We start from the raw sequence: 20,067 nt of genomic DNA on the forward strand, positions 1-20,067 counted from the left end.
CGATGAATCTGCACTTCGAAGAACTCTGCGGCACCAACGGCGCCCGCATCGGTATCGCCAGCCTGGATGCTGAAAAATCGCTCAACGCGCTGTCCCTGCCGATGATCAACGCCCTTAGCGACAAACTGGACGCCTGGGCCAAGGATCCGCAAATCGTCTGCATGCTGTTGCGCGGCAACGGCGCCAAAGCCTTCTGCGCTGGCGGTGAAGTGCGCAGCCTGGTGGAAGCCTGTCGCGCACATCCCGGTGAAGTCCCGCCGCTGGCAGCACAGTTTTTTGCGGCCGAATACCGCTTGGACTACAGCCTGCACACCTATCCGAAACCACTGATCTGCTGGGGCCACGGTTATGTGCTGGGTGGCGGCATGGGTCTGTTGCAAGGCGCCAGTACGCGGATCGTCACGCCGAGCAGCCGTCTGGCGATGCCGGAAATCAGCATTGGGCTGTATCCGGATGTCGGCGCCAGTTGGTTTCTGGCGCGGTTGCCGGGCAAGCTCGGTCTGTTCCTCGGATTGACCGGCGCGCACATGAATGGCCGTGACGCGATCGACCTCGATCTGGCCGACCGCTTTCTGCTCGACGAGCAACAACCGGAGCTGATTGAAGGCCTGCTGCAACTCAACTGGCAGGAACAGACCGACATGCAACTCAACAGCTTGCTCAAGGCCTTGCAGCAGGAAGCCGTAGAGCAGATGCCTGAGGCGCAGTGGCTGCCGCGTCGTCGGCAGATCGACGAACTGCTCGATGTCAGCGACGTCACCTGCGCCTGGAAAGCCATCAGCCTGCAACGCGACAGCAGCGACCCGCTCATCGCCCGCGCGGCAAAAACCCTCAGCGAAGGCTCGCCGCTGACCGCCCATCTGGTCTGGCAACAGATTATCCGCGCGCGGCACATGTCGCTAGCCGAAGTCTTTCAGATGGAATACACCCTGAGCCTCAATTGCTGCCGGCATCCGGAGTTCAGCGAAGGGGTTCGGGCGCGGTTGATCGACAAGGATCAAAAGCCGCACTGGCATTGGCCGGACATCAGCAGCGTGCCGGATGCGGTGGTTGAGGCGCATTTTCATAAAGCGTGGGAAGGTCGGCATCCGTTGGCGGATCTGACGGCTTACTGACTGAATCGCAGGCACAAAAAAGCGGCGCATCATGCGCCGCTTTTATTTGCGGGTCAGTTACCAGCGATTGCCACGTCCGTTGTGGTCGCCGCGACCGCTATGGCGGTCGTAATTGCCGCGTCCGCTGTGGCGATCATAGTTGCCGCGACCGCGGTGGTCATTGTCCCAACCGCCGCGACGGTGGCCTTCCCAGCGTCCGCGATCATTACCGTGCCAGCGACGGCTCTCGTAGTAACGCGGCGACGGTTGATAGTAGCGCGGCGCCGACTGGTAATAACGCGGTTGCTGATAGTAACGCGGCGCTGGCTGGTAATAGCGCGGAGCCGAGTAGTACGTGCCGCCAGTGTTGTAGTACGCCGGTGCGGGTGATGTGTAGACCTCAGACCTGTAATAAGTGTCCGCGTACGAATACGGGGCACAACCGGTGACGGAAAACATCAACGCAGCAAGCAGAAGAATTCGTCGATACATGGCGGCCTCCTGGACCGCGGGTAGCCACACCAGCGACGCTGGCAGGCGTCAGTCTTTTATTCGGTGACTGACGAAAGATCAGACACCGATTTCCGAATCTGGTGCGATTCCGCAACAAGTTGAAACAAGTGATTTATGAAACCCTGTTCACTCGCAGAACGCGGTCATTCATCTGCTGATTAATGGTGGTCAGCGTGATATCCGCCGCCGTGATAAGCCATATTCTGGCCAACATCAGATCAGCGGCGTGAACGCTGCATCACGGTGCAGCCGCGCACCAACACAACGCACCTTGCTGATACCTGCGCATAGCCTTTCAACGTCATAGCCGCGTGGCAGAGCGCTTGCGCCGACTTGGCACGCCTCTCGCTATAGAAAACCCGTGCAGGAGTCATCACAGGTTCGCGGCACCACAATTTGCAATGGCTGACTAGGGTTCCGGCTCGCAATCGCGAGTGACTGGTCCGAGAGTTGGCGACCTCCAGTTGAGGTTACACGGCGGGACAAAAGCCCGGGAGACAAGCCACCGTTCGCGGTGCCGCGTTGCCTTCCTGTCCGCCCTTTTTCAACTGGAGAATCCGCTATGTCCCGACTACGTTTCCCCGCCCTGCTCGCTGCCGCGTTCGCCGCGCTGCTCAGCACCCAATCCTTTGCCGCGCAGAAAGACCACTTCAGTGTCTGCTGGACGATCTATGCCGGCTGGATGCCGTGGGAATACGCCGGCAGCCAGGGCATCGTCGACAAATGGGCGAAGAAGTACGGGATCAAGATCGACGTGGTGCAACTCAACGATTACGTCGAATCGATCAACCAGTACACCGCTGGCCAGTTTGACGGCTGCACCATGACCAACATGGATGCGCTGACCATTCCAGCGGCGGGTGGCGTCGACAGCACCGCGCTGATCGTCAGCGATTTCTCCAACGGCAACGACGGCATCGTCCTCAAGGGCGACGGCAAGAAGGTTGCCGACCTCAAGGACATGGACGTCAATCTGGTCGAACTCTCGGTGTCGCACTACCTGCTGGCACGGGCGCTGGACTCGGTCGACTTGAGCGAGAAAGACCTGAAAGTGGTCAACACCTCCGATGCCGACATCTCCGCCGCCTTCAATACCGATCAGGTCAACGCGGTGACCACCTGGAACCCGATGCTCTCGGACATCAAGGCCAAACCCGGCGTCACCGAGGTGTTCAACTCCAGCCAGATTCCCGGCGAGATCATGGACATGATGGTGGTCAACAGCGCCACCCTCAAAGACAACCCGGCGCTGGGCAAAGCACTGACCGGCGCCTGGTTCGAAGTCGTCGAATTGATGAACGCGAAAAACGCCGCGAGCAACGCTGCGCTGGAACACATGGCCAAGGCCTCGGGCACCGATCTGGCCGGCTTCCAGGCGCAACTGGCCACGACCAAACTGTTCGCCACACCGAGTGAAGCGCTGAGCTTCGCCACCAGCAAGCAACTACCGGAAACCATGCGCAAAGTCGCCGAGTTTTCGTTCCAGCACGGTTTGCTCGGTGAAGGTGCCAAAGACACCAGTGCGGTGGGCATGGCCTTCGCCAACGGCGTGACCAGCGGCGACACCGGCAACCTCAAGCTGCGTTTCGATCCGACCTACGTGCAGATGGCCGCCGACGCCAAGCTGTAAGCCACGGAGGATTTGGCCATGCGCCTGATCAATCGCCACCCCGATCGCCCGAGTCGTTTGCTGTTGGTGATTCTGCCGTTCGCTTTGCTGCTGTTCGCCTACTTCATGGGCTCGGCCGAACGACTGGCAGAAAACCCCAACGACAAACTGCTGCCCAGTGCCGTGCAGATGACCGATGCGGTGAAACGTCTGGCCTTCAATGCCGACAGCCGCACCGGCGACTATCTTTTGTGGCAGGACACGCTGTCGAGTGTGCGGCGCCTGGCTATCGGCCTCGGTATCGCGGCACTGGCCGGGCTGTGCCTGGGCATCGCCGCGGGCACGCTGCCGCTGTTCGGCGCTCCGCTGTCGCCATTGCTGACAGTGCTGTCGATGGTGCCGCCGCTGGCGATCCTGCCGATTCTGTTCATCGTGTTCGGCTTGGGCGAGTTGTCGAAAGTGATGCTGATCGTGATCGGCATTACCCCGGCACTGGCTCGCGATCTGGAGCAGCGTGCCCGGGACATTCCCGTCGAACTGCTGATCAAGGCGCAGACCCTCGGCGCCTCGACCTGGACGCTGATACTGCGCGTGGTGCTGCCACAACTGTTGCCGCGCCTGCTGATCTCGCTGCGGCTTATGCTCGGCTCGGCGTGGCTGTTTCTGATTGCCGCTGAGGCGATCGCTTCCACCGACGGCCTCGGCTACCGGATTTTTCTGGTACGCCGTTATCTGGCGATGGACGTGATCCTGCCGTACGTGGTGTGGATCACCCTCCTCGCCTGGCTGATGGATTGGGGCCTCAAATCCCTGACCCGGCGGGCATTTCCCTGGTATGAGGGGGCGGCCAAATGAGCTTCATCACGGTGAAAAACGTCTGGCAGCAATACGCCGATCAAGTCGTGCTCGAAGGCCTGAACCTGCACGTCAACGAAGGCGAGTTCTGCACGTTGGTGGGTGCGTCCGGTTGCGGAAAATCAACCTTCCTGCGCTTGCTGCTTGGCCAGGAAACCGCCAGTCGCGGCGAGATCCTGCTCGACGGTCAACCGCTGGCCAGCGAACCGGATGCCAGCCGTGGCGTGGTGTTCCAGCGCTATTCAGTGTTCCCGCATTTGAGCGTGCTGGACAACGTCGCCCTCGGCCTTGAACTGCCCCGCGCGCCACTGCTCGGTCGGTTGTTCGGCAGCGCGAAAAAAGACGCCCGCGAACAGGCCTCGGCGCTGTTGCACAAGGTCGGTCTGGGCCATGCGCTGGACAAATATCCGGCGCAGTTGTCCGGCGGCATGCAACAGCGCCTGGCGATTGCGCAGGCGCTGATCATGAAACCGCGCGTGTTGCTGCTCGACGAACCCTTCGGCGCGCTCGATCCGGGCATTCGTAAAGACATGCACGCGCTGCTGCTGGAACTGTGGCGCGAGACGCGACTGACGGTGTTCATGGTCACCCATGACTTGTCGGAGGGCTTCAGCCTCGGCACGCGATTACTGGTCTTCGACAAAGTCCGTGTCGACCCGCACGCCCCAGGCGCCTATGGCGCGCGCATCACCTACGACATCCCTTTGAACAGCGACCGCCGCGCCCAACGCGCCGCCGTCGAGGCCTTGCCGGTGCCACTGGCGGGCGTACTTCGAACCGCTTGAGAGGACTGATCCTGTGAATGATCCGATGACTGATTCGACCCAACTGTTCCCACCTTTCGCCGAGGAAATGCTGCCCGGTGGCGGCCACCGCTCCTTCGTCCTCAAGCGCGGCCAACTGCTGCGCCTGACCGACCTGCGCGGCGGCGCCAACGTCAGCCTGACGTTGCTCAACGCCAACGAAAAAACCGAGCGGCTGAACCTGCCCGACAGCCTCAAATGCCAGCACACCGCCAAGCTCACCGCCGGCCATTGTCTGTACTCGGACATGGGCCGCGTGCTCGCGGCGATTACCGCCGACACCTGCGGCTGGAGCGACAGCCTCGGTGGTGTGCTCTGCGCCGAAGAAGTCGCGCAAAAGTACGGTCAGGGCCGTTATCAAGAGCTGCGCAACGGCTTCTTCCGCAACGGCACCGACAACCTGCTGGTGGAACTCGGCAAGTGGGGCTTGGGCCTGTCCGACCTGCTGATGACCCTAAATCTGTTCAGCCGGGTCAACGTCGATGAGGCCGGGCGTTTTCACTTCGTCGAGGGCAACGCCAAGGCTGGCGATTACATCGAGCTGTACGCGCCGATGGACACGCTGGTGGTGCTGACCGCCCTGCAACATCCGATGGATCCCTCGCCCGAATACGCGCCAAAACCGCTGAAGCTGAGCTGGATGAACGCCGACGCCAGCGTCGCCGAACACTGCCGCACCTCGCGCCCGGAGAACGAGCGCGGCTTTATCAACACCGACCGTTTGTTCGCCTGAGGATCGCTGCCATGTCACTTGCCATCGCCCCTGCTACAGCTGCACAAAACCGACATCCCGACAGCGCCGTCTACCGGGCCACCATCCCTGCCGGTGAGCCGTGGTTGATGGAGGTCAAGGCTGGCCAGACCCTGCGCATCCTCGATCTTGAGGGCAATCAGGCCGTCGACACCTTGTTCTACAGCGTCGCCAATCCCAGGGAACGCTACGACGTGCAACGCACTTTGCGCCGGCAGAACAGCGTTTACCTGAGCACCGGCAGCGTGCTGTTTTCCAATCTCGGCAAGCCGATGCTGACCATCGTTGCCGACACCTGCGGGCGTCACGACACCCTCGGCGGTGCCTGCGCGCAAGAGAGCAACACCGTGCGCTACGCCCTGGAAAAACGCTACATGCACAGCTGCCGCGACAACTACCTGCGCGCCTGTGTCCACGACGGTCGGCTGGGCAAAAGCGACATCGGCCCGAACATCAATTTCTTCATGAATGTGCCGGTGACGGCCGACGGCGGGCTGACCTTTGAAGACGGGATTTCTGCACCGGGCAAATACGTCGACCTGCGCGCCGAGATGGACGTGATCGTGCTGATCTCCAACTGCCCGCAACTGAACAACCCGTGCAACGCCTACAACCCGACACCTGCGGAGCTACTGGTATGGAACTGAAAATGAGCCGTTTGCGGCGGTGGTTGTTTGCCTTGTGTCAGGCCCGATCCGGGCAGTGCATCAAATAACCGCGCCCCTGTAGGAGCTGCCGCAGGCTGCGATCTTTTGATCTTGATCTTCATCTGCAAAATCAAAAGATCGCAGCCTTCGGCAGCGCTTACAGGGGACGGGTGCAATTCAGTCATTCGGGACGGCCCGAGGACCTTTTACAAACGGCGGGACGGCCCGCCTCCCAGTCGAGCCAGCGCATTCGGGCGGCTCCAGGGGACAAGCCATGTTCGAAAAAATCCTCATCGCCAACCGTGGCGCCATCGTCTGCCGGATCCTGCGTACCCTCGCGCAACTGCAGGTCAAGGGTGTGGCCGTGTATTCCGAAGCCGATGCCGCCAGCCTGCATATCCTCCAGGCCGATGAAGCGCACAGCCTCGGCGAAGGTGCGGCGGCCGGCACCTATCTGGCGGTTGATAAAATCCTCGCAATTGCCAAAGCCAGCGGCGCCACGGCGATTCATCCCGGCTACGGTTTCCTCTCGGAAAACGCTGCGTTCGCCGAAGCCTGCGCAGCACAAGGCATCGCCTTCATCGGCCCGACACCGGAGCAACTGCGGGTGTTCGGCCTCAAGCACACGGCCCGCGCTCTGGCCAAACAGCACGGCGTGCCGATGCTCGAAGGCAGCGAACTGCTCGACAGCCTCGACGCCGCACTGATCGCCTGTGAGCAGGTCGGTTACCCGGTGATGCTCAAAAGCACCGCCGGCGGAGGCGGTATCGGCATGCGCGTGTGCCGCAACGCCAGCGAACTGAGTGAGTCGTTCGAAGCGGTCAAACGCCTCGGCCAGAACAATTTCAGCGACGCTGGCGTGTTCATCGAGAAATACATTCAGCGCGCCCGACATCTGGAAGTGCAGGTCTTCGGTGACGGTCACGGTGAGGTCATCGCCCTCGGCGTGCGCGACTGCTCGGTGCAGCGGCGCAACCAGAAAGTTCTCGAAGAAACCCCAGCGCCCAATCTGCCGGCCGGCATGGCGGATGAGCTGTGCGTCGCCGCAATCAAACTGGCCAAAGCGGTGAATTACCGCAGCGCCGGCACCGTCGAATTTGTCTTCGATAGCGAGGCGCAGCGTTTTTACTTTCTTGAAGTGAACACGCGATTGCAGGTGGAACACGGCGTCACCGAGCAGGTGTGGGGCGTCGATCTGGTGCGCTGGATGGTCGAACTGGCGGCGGGCGATCTTCCACCGTTGGCCGAGTTGTTTCGCGAGCTCAAACCCGAGGGCCACGCGATTCAGGCACGCCTGTATGCAGAAGATCCGGGGCGTGATTTTCAGCCGAGTCCGGGCTTGCTGACCGCCGTGGAATTCGCGCCGGCCAACGGGATTCAACTTCGCATCGACACTTGGGTCGAGGCTGGATGCGAGATCCCGCCGTACTTCGATCCGATGATCGCCAAGGTCATCACCTGGGCACCGAGCCGCGAACAGGCGCGCACCGAACTGCATCAAGCGCTGGGCGCCAGTGTGTTGTACGGCGTGGAAACCAACCGCGACTATTTGCGGCAAATTCTGATGGACACGCCGTTCGCCAGTGGTGAGCCGTGGACCCGTTGCCTCGAAGGTCTGGTGTATCGCGCCAACACTTTCGAAGTGCTCAGCGCCGGCACGCAAACCAGCGTGCAGGACTACCCCGGCCGTCTCGGTTACTGGGCGGTCGGCGTGCCGCCATCGGGGCCGATGGACAGCCGCGCGTTGCGTCTGGGCAATCGTCTGCTGGGCAATGCCGACGGTGCGGCGGCGCTGGAAATCACCATGAGCGGGCCGTTGCTGCGCTTCAACTGCGATGCCGTTGTGGCGGTGACCGGCGCGCCGATTGCCCTGACGCTCGATGGTGAAACGGTGCCGATGAACACAGCATTGCTGATTCCGGCTGGCGCGACGTTGAACCTCGGCAGCATCAGCGGCGCCGGGGCGCGCAGTTATCTGTGTCTGCGCGGCGGCTTGCAGGTACCGGATTACCTGGGCAGCAAAAGCACCTTCACCCTCGGCCAGTTCGGCGGGCATGCCGGTCGAGCATTGCGTGCCGGGGACGTGTTACACGTGCCCGCGTTGGCTGATCGCAGCGCTGGGCAGCAACTTGCCGAACATCATGTCAGCGAGTTACCGGCAGTGCGGCAGATTCGCGTGATCTATGGCCCGCACGGGGCGCCGGAATACTTCACCGAACACTACATCGGCACCTTCTTTGCGACCCAGTGGGAAGTGCATTTCAACTCCAGCCGTACCGGCGTGCGGTTGATTGGCCCCAAGCCCGAATGGGTGCGCGCCGACGGTGGCGAGGCCGGGTTGCATCCGTCGAACATTCACGACAATCCCTACGCCATCGGCGCGGTGGATTTCACCGGCGACATGCCAGTAATCCTCGGCCCCGACGGCCCGAGTCTCGGCGGGTTTGTGTGCCCGGTGACGGTCATCGAAGCGGATTTGTGGCAACTGGGACAGCTCAAGGCTGGCGATAAAATCCAGTTCATCCCGGTCGACCTCAAGACCGCCCGCGATCTCGCCTGCCAATGGGATACCTGTGGGAGCTGGCTTGCCAGCGATGGGGGCCGTCCAGACACCGCATCAACTTCATCGCTGGCAAGCCAGCTCCTACAAGGACTTTTGTCGCCTGTGGTTCTGGAGTTGGGTCAGGGCGATATGCGTCTCGTTGGGCGCGTATCCGGCGACACGCATCTGTTGCTGGAAATCGGCGCACCCGAGCTCGATCTCGTCCTGCGCTTTCGTGCCCACGCCCTCATGCAGGCGCTGGAAAGCAAAGCCCTGACGGGCGTGATCGACCTCACGCCCGGCATCCGCTCGCTGCAAGTGCACTACCAGCCTGAGCAATTGCCGCTGGCCGATCTGCTCGGCATTGTCGCTGGCGAGTGGGACGCGGTGTGCGCCGCCCAGGACTTGCAAGTGCCGTCACGCATCGTGCACCTGCCATTGTCCTGGGATGATCCGGCCTGCCAGTTGGCCATCGAAAAATACATGACCACCGTGCGCAAGGACGCGCCGTGGTGCCCGAGCAATCTGGAGTTCATTCGCCGCATCAACGACCTGCCCAACCTCGACGAAGTGCAGCGTACGGTGTTCGATGCGAGCTATCTGGTGATGGGTCTTGGCGACGTTTACCTCGGTGCACCCGTGGCCACGCCGCTAGATCCGCGTCACCGATTGGTCACCACCAAATACAACCCGGCGCGCACCTGGACCGCCGAAAACTCGGTGGGCATCGGCGGCGCCTACATGTGCGTCTACGGCATGGAAGGCCCCGGCGGTTACCAGTTCGTCGGGCGCACCTTGCAGATGTGGAATCGCTATCGCGAGGTCGCGGCATTCAATGGCAAACCGTGGCTGTTGCGCTTTTTCGACCAGATTCGCTTCTACCCGGTGAGCGCCGAAGAACTGCTGCGCATCCGCCGCGACTTTCCCCTCGGGCGCTTCGATCTGAACATCGAACACAGCCAACTCAACCTCGCCGACTACCAGGCTTTTCTCAATCACGAAGCCGAGAGCATTGGCGCGTTTCGACGCCAGCAACAGGGCGCATTCAACGCCGAGCGCGAACGCTGGATCGCCAGCGGCCAGGCGCATTTCGACAGTGAAGAAGCCATACCCGAATCTACCGAAGACGCGCCCCTGGCCAACGGTCAGCAAAGCGTCGACAGCCACATCGCCGGCAACCTCTGGCAGGTGCAAGTCGAAGCCGGCAGCCGCGTGCAGGCGGGCGATGTGCTGGTGATTCTGGAGTCGATGAAGATGGAAATCCCAGTCCTCGCGCCGATGGCCGGCGTGGTGCGCGAGATTCGTGTGCAGCCCGGCTCGGCGGTGCGCGCCGGACAACGGGTCGTGGTGCTGGAACTCGACTGAAACCTATTTCGAAAAGGATAAATTCATGAATCTGCAACTCGATGTTCTGCGCCAGGCCTACCGCAATGGCGACACCACGCCGCGCAAACTGCTGCCGCTGCTGCGCGAAAAAGCCGCCGCGCTGAATCCCGACTATCACCTGTTCATCCACCTGCTCAGCCTCGAAGAGCTGGAGCCTTATCTGGCCGCCCTCGATGGTCGCGATCTTGAAGCTTTGCCGTTGTTTGGTGTGCCGTTTGCGATCAAGGACAACATCGATCTGGCGGGCATTGCCACCACCGCTGCGTGCCCGGCGTTCGCCTACGTGGCGGAACGCTCGGCGACCATCGTCGAGCAACTGTTGGCGTTGGGCGCGATTCCGCTGGGCAAGACCAACCTCGACCAGTTCGCCACCGGCCTCAACGGCAGCCGCTCACCTTACGGCGCATGCCCCAACAGCGTGTTGCCGGAATATCCGTCCGGCGGTTCCAGCGCCGGGTCGTCACTGGCGGTGGCGTTGGGCGTGGCGAGTTTTGCCTTGGGCACCGACACGGCCGGCTCCGGTCGGGTACCGGCGGCGCTCAACAATCTGGTCGGGTTAAAGGCCAGCAAAGGACTTATCTCCACGGCCGGTGTGCTGCCGGCGTGCCGCACGCTGGACTGCGTCACCACGTTTACGGCGACGGCACGCGAGGCCAGTCAGTTGCTGGCGTTGACCGCCAGACTTGATCCGCGCGATGAATACAGTCGCCGCAATCCGTCGTGGAATGACGGCTCGGCATTCGGTGCGCCACGACCGTTTCGTTTCGGCGTACCGCGCGCGCAGGACCTGGAATTTTTCGGCTGCGAAGAAGGCCCGCGACTGTTCGGCGACGCCATTGAACGGCTGCAAGCGTTGGGGGGAGAAGCAGTCGAACTGGATTTGTCTCCGTTCCTCGAAGCTGCGCGCCTGCTGTATGACGGGCCGTGGGTTGCCGAGCGTTACAGCGTTGCCGGAGAACTGATGGAGCAGCAGCCTGAAGCGGTGCTGCCGGTGATCCGCGCTGTGCTGGCCAAAGCCCCGGCGGTCACTGGCGTGCAGACGTTCCGCGCGCAATACCGGTTGCAAGCCCTTAAAGCCCTGTGTGAGCGCGCGCTCGAAAACCTCGACTGCGTGCTGACGCCGACCATAGGCCGAGCCGTGACGCTGGCCGAACTGGACGCCGAACCGGTGCTGCGCAATTCCGAACTGGGTTACTACACCAACTTCATGAACTTGCTCGATTACGCTGCCGTCGCCGTGCCGAGTGCATTCATGAGCAACGGTTTGCCGTGGGGCGTGACCCTTTTTGGCCGGGCGTTTACCGATCAGTATCTGCTGAGCGTGGCGGACGCATTGCAGCGTCAGCAAGATTCAATGTTGCCAACGCCCACCAATGTCGCACGCCATGACCGTGCGCGAATCGTCGTGTGCGGCGCACATCTGCAAGGGTTGGCGTTGAACTGGCAACTTACTCAGCGTGGCGGGCGGTTGCTCGAGACGACATTCAGCTCTGCGAACTATCAACTGCACGCCTTGGCCGGCGGCCCGCCGTTGCGTCCAGGCATGGTTCGGGTGAAGGCTGGCGGCGTGGCGATCGCGGTGGAAGTCTGGGACTTGCCGAGCAGCGAGCTGGGCTCGTTCCTCACCGGGATTCCCGCACCGCTGGGGTTGGGCAAAGTGCAACTGGCAGATGGTCGTTGGGAATGCGGTTTTATCTGTGAGCCGTATGGCTTGGAAGGTGCCTTGGATATCAGCCATTTGGGTGGCTGGCGGGCGTACCTGAAAACCCTGGCCTGACCGTTCCCCATGTAGGAGTGAGCCTGCTCGCGATGGCGGTTTATCAGTCACATCCTGGTGACTGTCACACCGCGATCGCGAGCAGGCTCACTCCTACAAGGATCGGCGCAATTTCTATGTAATGGCACCTTGCACAGTCTGCCGTCGCGGGTCGATCATGCGCTGTACCGGGCCAGTCAAAACGGCCGCAACCGCACCTGCGTGGAAATGCCTCACTCGACCTATGCCTGAATCTGACGTTAAACCCGACCTCTGCCCGGCCTGCGGCGCCCGCAACGATTGCAGCCTGGCTGACCCGCGCACCGCCGATCGCGCCTGCTGGTGCTACGGCGTGAGCATTGATCCGGCGGTGCTCCAGGCCTTGCCGTCAGCACTACGCGACAAATCCTGCCTGTGCCCGCGATGCGCGCAGGTCGAGGCGCAACTGCAAGCGGCCGGTCAGCCGATCCCGTAAGATGCGTGCCCCCTGATTCGTTGAAACCTGAACATGCGCGTCGACCGTTTCCTCAGCAATCTGCCCCGCTACAACCGTCAGCAGGTTCGCCTGTTGCTGGTGGAAAAGCGCGTGCGCGTTGACGGAAAAGTCGTCAGCGACCCGCACAGTGAAGTTCTTGAATTCAGCCGCATCGAAGTCGATGACGAAGTGCTGCAACTCGGCAAACCGGCGCGCTACTTCATGCTGCACAAGCCACCGGGCTGCGTCAGCGCCACTCGCGATCCGCAACATTCGACCGTGCTAGACCTGATCAATGAACCGGACAAGGACGAGCTGCACATTGCCGGACGCCTGGACTTCAACACCACCGGGCTGATGCTGATCACCAACGACGGCGCCTGGTCGCGGCGCCTGACCCAGCCGCAAACCAAATTGCCAAAGGTCTATTACGTCGAGACCGAGCAGGAAATCGGCGCGCAATATGCGAGCCAGTTTGCCGAAGGCATCTACTTCGCCTTCGAAGACCTGACCACGCAACCTGCGCAGCTGGAGCTCCTCGGATCACACTCGGCACGCCTGAGCATCGTCGAGGGCCGCTACCATCAGGTGAAGCGCATGTTTGGCTTTTTCAACAACAAAGTGCTGCGTCTGCACCGTGAATCCATGGGCCCGCTGCGGCTCGATGACGCGCTAAAACCGGGCGAGTACCGCGCTTTGCGCACCGAAGAGATTCATTTGTTCTAAGCCTGTGACCGCTCAGCAGAAGTTGTCGAACAATTTGCCAATGGCACTTGCGCGATCCTGCTCCCCCTGCTTGAATCAGGACGTCGGACGAAATGTGACCGACGAGTCACACCATACTTCTAAGAAACTTTTTGCCGGTCGTCAGCCCCCAGGGCTGCGCCTCAGCCGGCAGACTGCCCGCCAATAACAATACCCGTCGACCGCAGTCATGGATCGACATGGGCCAAGCAAATTCCAGGCGTATGCCTACCTGTCACAAAGCTCGTGCAATGTCTATTTGCGCGCATACCCGCTTGCTTGCCAGGAGTCTTATGACATGAGGCCAGAAATCGCTGTGCTGGATATACAGGGTCAGTATCGGGTTTACACGGAGTTCTATCGCGCAGACGCCGCAGAAAAGACCATCATTCTGGTCAACGGCTCGATGGCCACGACTGCGTCGTTTGCACAGACTGTGAAAAACCTGCACCCGCAATTCAACGTGGTCTGCTACGACCAGCCCTACGCGGGCCGGTCAAAAGCCCACAACCGTCACGAGAAACATCTGACAAAGGACGTTGAAGGGCAAATTCTGCTGGAGCTGATCGACCACTTCGCCGCCGAACACGTGCTGTCGTTCTCCTGGGGCGGCGCCGCGACTCTGGTTGCCCTTGCAAACCAGCCACGGCGCATCGAAAAAGCGGTGATCAGCTCGTTTTCGCCGGTGATCAACGCGCACATGCTTGATTACCTGGAGCGCGGCGTCGATTACCTCGGCCAGCGTGACGGTGATCGAGTCGGGCATCTGGTCAACAGCACTATCGGCAAACACCTGCCGTCACTGTTCAAACGCTTCAACTATCGCCACGTCAGCAGCCTGGCGGAGCACGAATACGGGCAGATGCACTTCCACATCAGCGACGTGCTGCACAGCGATCGTCAGTGCTATTTAGACGCGGCGAAGAAAATCAACGTGCCGGTGCTGTTTCTCAACGGCGAATGGGACGAATACACCGCCGCCGAGGATGCGCGCCTGTTCGGCAACCACGTGGCACAGAGCACCTTCAGCACCGTGCAAGCCACCGGGCACTTTCTCGACATGGAGCACAAAGCTGCGTGCCGCGACAGCCAGAACGCCTTGCTGGGCTTTTTGAAACCGGCACCGCAGGCGAGCCGAACGCGTTACTCGTTTGTACAGGATCAACATGCATTGGCCATTTGAAAGCGCGTCATCGCGAGCAAGACTGCCGGGCTGAGTGTTTTGTTTACCACCCCGCAGTGCTTGCTCGCGATCGACCGATTCAGTGCTGTAATGCCGTGCGCAGAAAGAAAAACTTCAAATCCGTGGCCGAGTCTGGTACAAAGTCAGCCGCTCTGAGCGGGTATAGTTTAATGGTAGAACAGTAGCTTCCCAAGCTTCCGACGAGGGTTCGATTCCCTCTACCCGCTCCACTCAATTTTGGTCTCACGTTGTGGTTTGACGGGGGATGCAGGAACAGAAAAAACCGGCCTTGATGGCCGGTTTTTTTGTGCCCGAAAAAAGGTTTACATCTGACATTTGGAACAACGCAAAAGCCTGCAACACACTCTCGATGCCTCCGTTGCTTCCCTATCTAGACTGCTTCAAACCACTGAGCTGATTAACAACGGATGACCGCTCGGTGATTACATTGTTGCCCGCGGATCATCGGTAGGTATAGTACCCACCACGCACACCACAGGGAGGTGTTGTGAATAGCCGTTTTTAATAGGTCAACTTGTCGCAGACGGTTGGTATTTAGTGAGAGTCAGAGGCAGTCACCATCACTTCAAGCATCCGACCAAGCCTGGACTGGTCACGGTGCCGCATCCGACGAAAGATCTGCTGAAGAAAACGGCCATCAGTATTTTGAAGCAAGCGCTGCTTTGATTGGCTCAGTCAGCAACCATGGAGATCAACGAATATGCTCTATCCGATTGCGATTTCAATAGGTGATGAAGAACACGCGTGGGGCGTGGAAGTGCCGGACATTCCCGGCTGCTTTTCGGCTGGCGACGATCTGGATGATGCCGTTGCCATGGCTCGCGAAGCCATCGAGGGGCATTTCGAGATTCTGGCCGAGGACGGTGCGCCGATTCCGGCTGCCAGTAAGTTGGGGCTCCATGTGGCCAATCCGAAGTTCGCCGGATGCGCGTGGGCAGTGGTGGATATTGATGTCGTGAAGTATTTGGGTAAAGCCCAGAAACTCAACATCACGCTGCCTGGACATTTGCTCAACCGCATTGATGAATATGTTTTGCATCACCCGGAGGAGAAGAGTCGTTCGGGGTTTCTGGCTTCGGCGGCTTTGAAGGTATTGCAGCAGGGTTGATATCCGCGGAGCATCAGATTTACCACCACCCTCCCCCTGCGCGGCCATCGACGAATACGCGTCATCACTTTCGAGGGAACCCACTGCGGTCCGTTTGCCGCTGACAACCTAACTCAAAAGAGCACTTGAGCCATGACTCAAAACATTTACGACGACCCTGAGTTCTTCCAGGGCTACAGCCAGATGAACCGCTCCATCGGCGGCCTCGATGCCGCGCCGGAATGGCCTGCGCTCAAGGCATTGCTGCCCTCCATGCACGGTTTGCACGTGGTGGATCTGGGCTGCGGTTATGGCTGGTTCAGCCGTTGGGCCAGCGAACAAGGCGCGCACAATGTGCTGGGGCTGGACGTCTCGGAGAAAATGCTGCAGCGGGCACGCGACACCACTTCGGTGGCAAACATCCGCTACGAACGCGCCGACCTGGAACAGCTCGACTTGCCCGCGTGCAGTTTCGACCTGGCCTACAGCTCGCTGGCGTTGCACTACATCAAGGATCTGCCAGGACTGTTTGCCCACCTCTACACAGCGCTGAAACCGGGTTCGCATTTTGTGTTTTCCATCGAACACCCGATATTCATGGCACCGCGCAATCCCGGCTGGCTGATCGACAGTGAAGGTCGCAAGCGCTGGCCGCTGGACAGTTATCAGATTGAAGGAGAACGGGTGACGAATTGGCTGGCAGAAGGTGTGATCAAGCAGCACCGCACCGTCGGCACATTGCTCAACTCGCTGATCGATGCCGGTTTCACCATTCGCCACGTTAACGAATGGGGCCCGAGCGATGAAGAAGTAGCGGCGCAACCCGCGCTGGCGGAAGAGCGGGAGCGGCCGATGATGATGCTGGTGGCGGTGCAGCGCTAGGACTGCGCAAACGGAATAATTGTGGCGAGGGGATTTATCCCCGATGGGGTGCGCAGCGCCCCCAGCTTCTATCTGAAAAGCGGGGGGCTGCTGCGCACCCCATCGGGGATAAATCCCCTCACCACAAATCGTATCTGCCCTCAGCGCGTGGCCACCATAAACAACCGCGGAAACGGCAACAGCACCGAGCCATCCGCCAACGCCGGATAAGCCTTCTCAACCTCAGCCAGATACCGCTCCAGATACTGCGTCCGCTCGCTTTCAGTCAACGGACTCAGAAACGGAATCAGCCCACTGCCCTTGAACCACTCAACCACCCCCGCAGCGCCATCCGACAACTGATGGTGATACGTGGTCCGCCACACATCGACCCGCGCGCAGTGCGGTCGCAGCATCGAAAAGTACTCGTTGGCGCTCGCCATGTCCGTACGCTGTCCGGCAGCGTCAGCGAGTTTGCTTGCCCACGGGCCATTCGCCGCGACTTCACGCATCAAGCGGTGGGAGGGTTCATTGAGATTGTCCGGCATCTGGATTGCCAGACTGCCACCCTGCGCCAGCTTGCCCGCCAGCGCCGGCAGCAACGCCGCGTGATCGGGTACCCATTGCAATACCGCATTGGCAAAGATCACATCGAAAGGGCCTTCATCGGCCCATCGATCAATCTCGGCGACATCGAACTGCAACTGCGGCAAGCGCTTGCGTGCGGCAGCGACCATGTCCGCCGAGCTGTCCAGCCCGCAGACTGTCGCCGCAGGAAAACGCTGCACCAGCAACTCGGTCGAGTTACCCGGGCCGCAACCGATATCGACCACCGATCGTGCTTCAGCCGTAGGAATCGCCGCCAGCAGATCGCGTGCCGGGCGGGTGCGTTCATCTTCGAATGCGACGTACTGTTTGGCGGACCAACTCATTGCGTTCTCCAATCGGGATATTTCAGCGGTGCATCACGATACAGGCAGCCCGGCAGGCAGTTCCAGACTGACAATTGGAAAACAGTGACAGCTTGTTTACCGCTATCGCAAATTTACCGGCTCTTATACAGAACCTGACCGTTCGTCGAACCAAACAAAAGCAATTTTGACAGCTAAAAAAACCTACCTATAGTCAAGTTGCGGCAGTCGGAAGGAACCCGATCTAAACGATTTCGTGCAAGGAGCACGGCCTGCGCATATCCCCATGACCGGTGGGTTCCTCCAGTAGTGTGCTCGCAAAAGCCTTACGGCAAGCAAGCGTCGTCGTGCCTGCATCGCAGTCCGACGTTCACTATGAAAAAAGGAGCGTCACCATGTCTCGCGTTACGGATATCCTTGTTTCCATCGACACCGAAACCATCCTGAAAAAGTACCCGAACATCAGCAAGAACCCCGCCTCGCCGACCCTGATTGATTGGAAACACGTGTATATGGTCACCAATCAGGACAACGTCGTCAGTGGCCAAGCGGGTGGCGAACTGGACCTCAAGGCGCAGGTCGGCGACTTGATTCGCTGGCGTGAAACCAGCCTGTCACAGAGCTTTGAAACGGCGGTCATTTTCTACAAATTCATCGGTAATGCCGGTGCTGACCTGATCTCGCCACCCTCGCCACGCAAGGCCACCGCCTGTGTTGCTGTGCCAAACACGAGCAATCCATCCGTCCCCAGCTGCCAGAAAGTCGATAACCACTACTGGTCTTCGGAAACCCTGTCCTGCGGCCGCGTGACCTACCACTTCCACTTCCTGATCGTCGACCGCAATTGCCAGATCATCGGCTGCTGCTCGTGGGATCCGTTCATTACCATTCACAACTGATGACGCGTCGGGTCCCTTGGCGACGAGGGGCCCGACCGCTCCGATGCCGCACCGGCCGGAACAGGAAGTCTTGCCTTGACCGAAGCGGCTGCCACCTTGCGCCAACATCATGAAAGGAATCCATGATGACTTCCGAACCGATCACTTCACCCTCTACTGCCGTCAATAACGCACACAACGTGTTACTGATCATCGATGCCGAATCCGTACTTTCGCGCTATCCGAAGCCAAGTATGGATGCCAGCAATCCGACGAGCATTACCAATGATCTGGTCTTTTTTGTAGCAGGTCATAGCCCCCAGGAAATAGTTGTAAATGACAGTAATATTAAAATCCCCGTCGAGATTGGCCGTCACCTTCATTTTCGCGCCCGGTCCATCAGCCTCATCGCTGAGCACAGCGTTGCGGTCTACAGCATGAATGTCGGCAACAGCGCCGTAATCACGCCACCGACGCTTGAGGTTCACCCTGGCCTGACCGTCCCCGCCCCTGATCCAGCCAACCCGACGAAACCTGGCAGCCACAAGGCAGACGATCACTACTGGGTCTGTAAAGCCACGACCTCCGGCACCGCCCAGTGCGAGTTGAGTTTCATGCTGGTCAATCAGCAATGTGAGGCGGAGGGATTTTTTGTTTGGCCGGTTGTAATTGAAATCACAGATTAATCAAATGAAAAAAGAACCGGCCAATAAGGCCGGTTTTTTGTCAGTCGTAAAATCCAACCGTCTTTTTCAGATGATCCGAATACTCATAGATGTCATCGACAGTGTTGATCGGATGACGTGTTTCGTTTTTTTCCTCATCGAAGATACCGAGATACTTCTGCGAGCGATTGAAATGCAAGCGACAGATCGGCTTGCGATTGTTGTCATCCAGCAGGATGCCGAAGTAGCTCTGCGTATCACGCTGAACGATTCGCTTGGCATCGACCACTGATCGAACCAACGCTCGAACAATGTGATACCCCTCCAACTCTTCGAGTGTTGTTAAAACCTTGTCATCCGACTCGTCACGTGGATCTACTGGATCTGTGCCGACAGGAGACGAGGGTAACGACGCTAACGCAGGCTGGATTGCTCCGCTCATTGCAGATTTGAGCCGGTCATTGATTTGGTCGTTGAGAAACTGCACAACGGCTTTTCGTGTCAGTTCATGAAACTGCTCACGTACTTTTTGCGTGATTACACCATCGTAAACACGAGAGGCGAAAACCTTGACGAAATCATCGTCCGGTTTGCTTACCTGGGCTGCAATCACCTTTTTTATCTGGCTTACATACTTGAGTTCGCCGGCAGCGCTGATGATCGAGTCGACGTCAAAAGCGGATTTAGTCAACTTCACCAACTCGGGAACCGAGTACTCATCGATATCCAGCAGATCCAGCTCCAAGAATGGTTTTTCATCCATCTTGTTCGGCGCATCCAGATCGGTAAAAAATTTGTATACCTGCCCGTTAGTCAGGATAGAGATGCGTGCGCTTGTGACATGAAAGTAGCGAAATAGCTGAGATGCATGGTTGATGTGAAGCGGCTCACCGATTTTCTTGCACTCGATGAGAATTTGTACTTCGCCGTCTTTCATAATGGCGTAATCGATTTTCTCTCCCTTTTTCGTACCTATGTCGCAGACAAATTCGGGGGTTACCTCTGTCGGGTCAAAGACGTCGTACCCCAAAACGGTGCTGATAAATGGCATCACGAACGCGTTCTTTGTCGCTTCCTCGGTTTGGATTGCAGCGCTCTGCAATCTGACTTTCGCGGCTAAACTGGCTAACTTTTCGAAAAACTCCATGAGCGGCCCCTCGCGTGATTTCAATCCCTGTGCTGACCTACTGGCGATTTGATTGCCACTTGATACTAGACACAAACCAGCACAATGAAAGTTCGCCGCTTGGAACTCGTGATCAAAGTTCGAGACTTGGGCGTCTTTA

At 59.4% G+C, this 20,067-nt stretch carries 19 protein-coding genes, 1 tRNA gene and 1 riboswitch; of the genes, 17 read left to right on the top strand and 3 right to left on the bottom strand.

Annotation, left to right across the window (positions count from 1 at the left end):
• Positions 1-2 precede the first annotated feature (2 nt).
• Positions 3-1,115 (top strand): enoyl-CoA hydratase/isomerase family protein, encoded by a 1,113-nt coding sequence (locus tag ICA15_RS04775; protein WP_210553768.1) that lies wholly within the window; start codon positions 3-5, stop codon positions 1,113-1,115.
• 57 nt (positions 1,116-1,172) lie between these two features.
• On the opposite strand, the gene ICA15_RS04780 is transcribed toward ICA15_RS04775, so the two are convergent.
• Positions 1,173-1,586 (bottom strand): hypothetical protein, encoded by a 414-nt coding sequence (locus ICA15_RS04780; protein WP_150603052.1) that lies wholly within the window; start codon positions 1,584-1,586, stop codon positions 1,173-1,175.
• Between the two features lie 419 nt (positions 1,587-2,005).
• Positions 2,006-2,106, top strand: a riboswitch (guanidine-I (ykkC/yxkD leader).
• A 63-nt stretch (positions 2,107-2,169) separates the two neighbouring features.
• Here ICA15_RS04780 and ICA15_RS04785 point away from each other — a divergent pair.
• The 14 genes from ICA15_RS04785 (at position 2,170) to ICA15_RS04850 (ending at position 16,348) form a co-directional block, all read left to right on the top strand.
• Complete coding sequence (locus ICA15_RS04785) at positions 2,170-3,237, top strand: putative urea ABC transporter substrate-binding protein (RefSeq protein WP_210553769.1); 1,068 nt, start codon at positions 2,170-2,172, stop codon at positions 3,235-3,237.
• 18 nt (positions 3,238-3,255) lie between these two features.
• Positions 3,256-4,071 carry an ABC transporter permease gene (locus ICA15_RS04790; protein WP_150617653.1) on the top strand — a complete coding sequence of 272 codons (816 nt, stop codon included), beginning with the start codon at positions 3,256-3,258 and terminating at the stop codon, positions 4,069-4,071.
• Positions 4,068-4,856, top strand: a complete 789-nt coding sequence (locus ICA15_RS04795) for an ABC transporter ATP-binding protein (RefSeq protein ID WP_150603055.1) — start codon at positions 4,068-4,070, stop codon at positions 4,854-4,856. Before ICA15_RS04790 ends, ICA15_RS04795 begins: the two co-directional genes overlap by 4 nt.
• 25 nt (positions 4,857-4,881) lie before the next feature.
• Entirely contained in the window at positions 4,882-5,607 is a 726-nt protein-coding gene (locus tag ICA15_RS04800; RefSeq protein ID WP_150617652.1) for an urea amidolyase associated protein UAAP1, read from the top strand.
• A gap of 11 nt (positions 5,608-5,618) precedes the next feature.
• Complete coding sequence (locus tag ICA15_RS04805; RefSeq protein WP_150603057.1) at positions 5,619-6,272, top strand: urea amidolyase associated protein UAAP2; 654 nt, start codon at positions 5,619-5,621, stop codon at positions 6,270-6,272.
• Positions 6,273-6,546: 274 nt separating this feature from the next.
• Positions 6,547-10,179, top strand: coding sequence for an urea carboxylase (gene uca, locus ICA15_RS04810; protein WP_210553770.1), 3,633 nt, complete (start codon positions 6,547-6,549; stop codon positions 10,177-10,179).
• A gap of 25 nt (positions 10,180-10,204) precedes the next feature.
• Positions 10,205-11,977, top strand: a complete 1,773-nt coding sequence (gene atzF / locus ICA15_RS04815; RefSeq protein ID WP_210553771.1) for an allophanate hydrolase — start codon at positions 10,205-10,207, stop codon at positions 11,975-11,977.
• A 223-nt stretch (positions 11,978-12,200) separates the two neighbouring features.
• On the top strand, positions 12,201-12,431 hold the full coding sequence (locus ICA15_RS04820; RefSeq protein WP_210553772.1) for a cysteine-rich CWC family protein: 231 nt from the start codon (positions 12,201-12,203) through the stop codon (positions 12,429-12,431).
• Positions 12,432-12,464: 33 nt separating this feature from the next.
• Complete coding sequence (locus ICA15_RS04825) at positions 12,465-13,157, top strand: pseudouridine synthase (protein WP_150617647.1); 693 nt, start codon at positions 12,465-12,467, stop codon at positions 13,155-13,157.
• A 316-nt stretch (positions 13,158-13,473) separates the two neighbouring features.
• The gene (locus ICA15_RS04830) at positions 13,474-14,358 is read left to right on the top strand and encodes an alpha/beta fold hydrolase (RefSeq protein ID WP_210553773.1); all 885 of its coding nucleotides are present in this window, start codon (positions 13,474-13,476) and stop codon (positions 14,356-14,358) included.
• A 156-nt stretch (positions 14,359-14,514) separates the two neighbouring features.
• Positions 14,515-14,588: transfer RNA gene (locus ICA15_RS04835), tRNA-Gly, on the top strand.
• A 295-nt stretch (positions 14,589-14,883) separates the two neighbouring features.
• Complete coding sequence (locus tag ICA15_RS04840; RefSeq protein ID WP_210553912.1) at positions 14,884-15,045, top strand: type II toxin-antitoxin system HicA family toxin; 162 nt, start codon at positions 14,884-14,886, stop codon at positions 15,043-15,045.
• Between the two features lie 34 nt (positions 15,046-15,079).
• Positions 15,080-15,487 carry a type II toxin-antitoxin system HicB family antitoxin gene (locus ICA15_RS04845; protein ID WP_150617645.1) on the top strand — a complete coding sequence of 136 codons (408 nt, stop codon included), beginning with the start codon at positions 15,080-15,082 and terminating at the stop codon, positions 15,485-15,487.
• A 132-nt stretch (positions 15,488-15,619) separates the two neighbouring features.
• Positions 15,620-16,348, top strand: a complete 729-nt coding sequence (locus ICA15_RS04850; protein ID WP_210553774.1) for a class I SAM-dependent methyltransferase — start codon at positions 15,620-15,622, stop codon at positions 16,346-16,348.
• Between the two features lie 140 nt (positions 16,349-16,488).
• Here ICA15_RS04850 and tam read toward each other — a convergent pair whose 3' ends face one another.
• The gene (tam, locus tag ICA15_RS04855; protein WP_210553775.1) at positions 16,489-17,259 is read right to left on the bottom strand and encodes a trans-aconitate 2-methyltransferase; all 771 of its coding nucleotides are present in this window, start codon (positions 17,257-17,259) and stop codon (positions 16,489-16,491) included.
• Between the two features lie 374 nt (positions 17,260-17,633).
• Here tam and ICA15_RS04860 point away from each other — a divergent pair, with 374 nt between their 5' ends.
• Positions 17,634-18,137, top strand: a complete 504-nt coding sequence (locus ICA15_RS04860) for an inclusion body family protein (protein WP_150603067.1) — start codon at positions 17,634-17,636, stop codon at positions 18,135-18,137.
• Positions 18,138-18,262: 125 nt separating this feature from the next.
• Positions 18,263-18,802, top strand: a complete 540-nt coding sequence (locus ICA15_RS04865; RefSeq protein WP_210553776.1) for an AidA/PixA family protein — start codon at positions 18,263-18,265, stop codon at positions 18,800-18,802.
• A 40-nt stretch (positions 18,803-18,842) separates the two neighbouring features.
• Here ICA15_RS04865 and ICA15_RS04870 read toward each other — a convergent pair whose 3' ends face one another.
• On the bottom strand, positions 18,843-19,928 hold the full coding sequence (locus ICA15_RS04870) for a type I restriction endonuclease (protein ID WP_150603069.1): 1,086 nt from the start codon (positions 19,926-19,928) through the stop codon (positions 18,843-18,845).
• Between the last annotated feature and the right edge of the window lie 139 nt (positions 19,929-20,067).

It is taken from the genome of Pseudomonas sp. P116, assembly GCF_020149425.1.
GTDB classification, from domain to species: domain Bacteria; phylum Pseudomonadota; class Gammaproteobacteria; order Pseudomonadales; family Pseudomonadaceae; genus Aquipseudomonas; species Aquipseudomonas anatoliensis.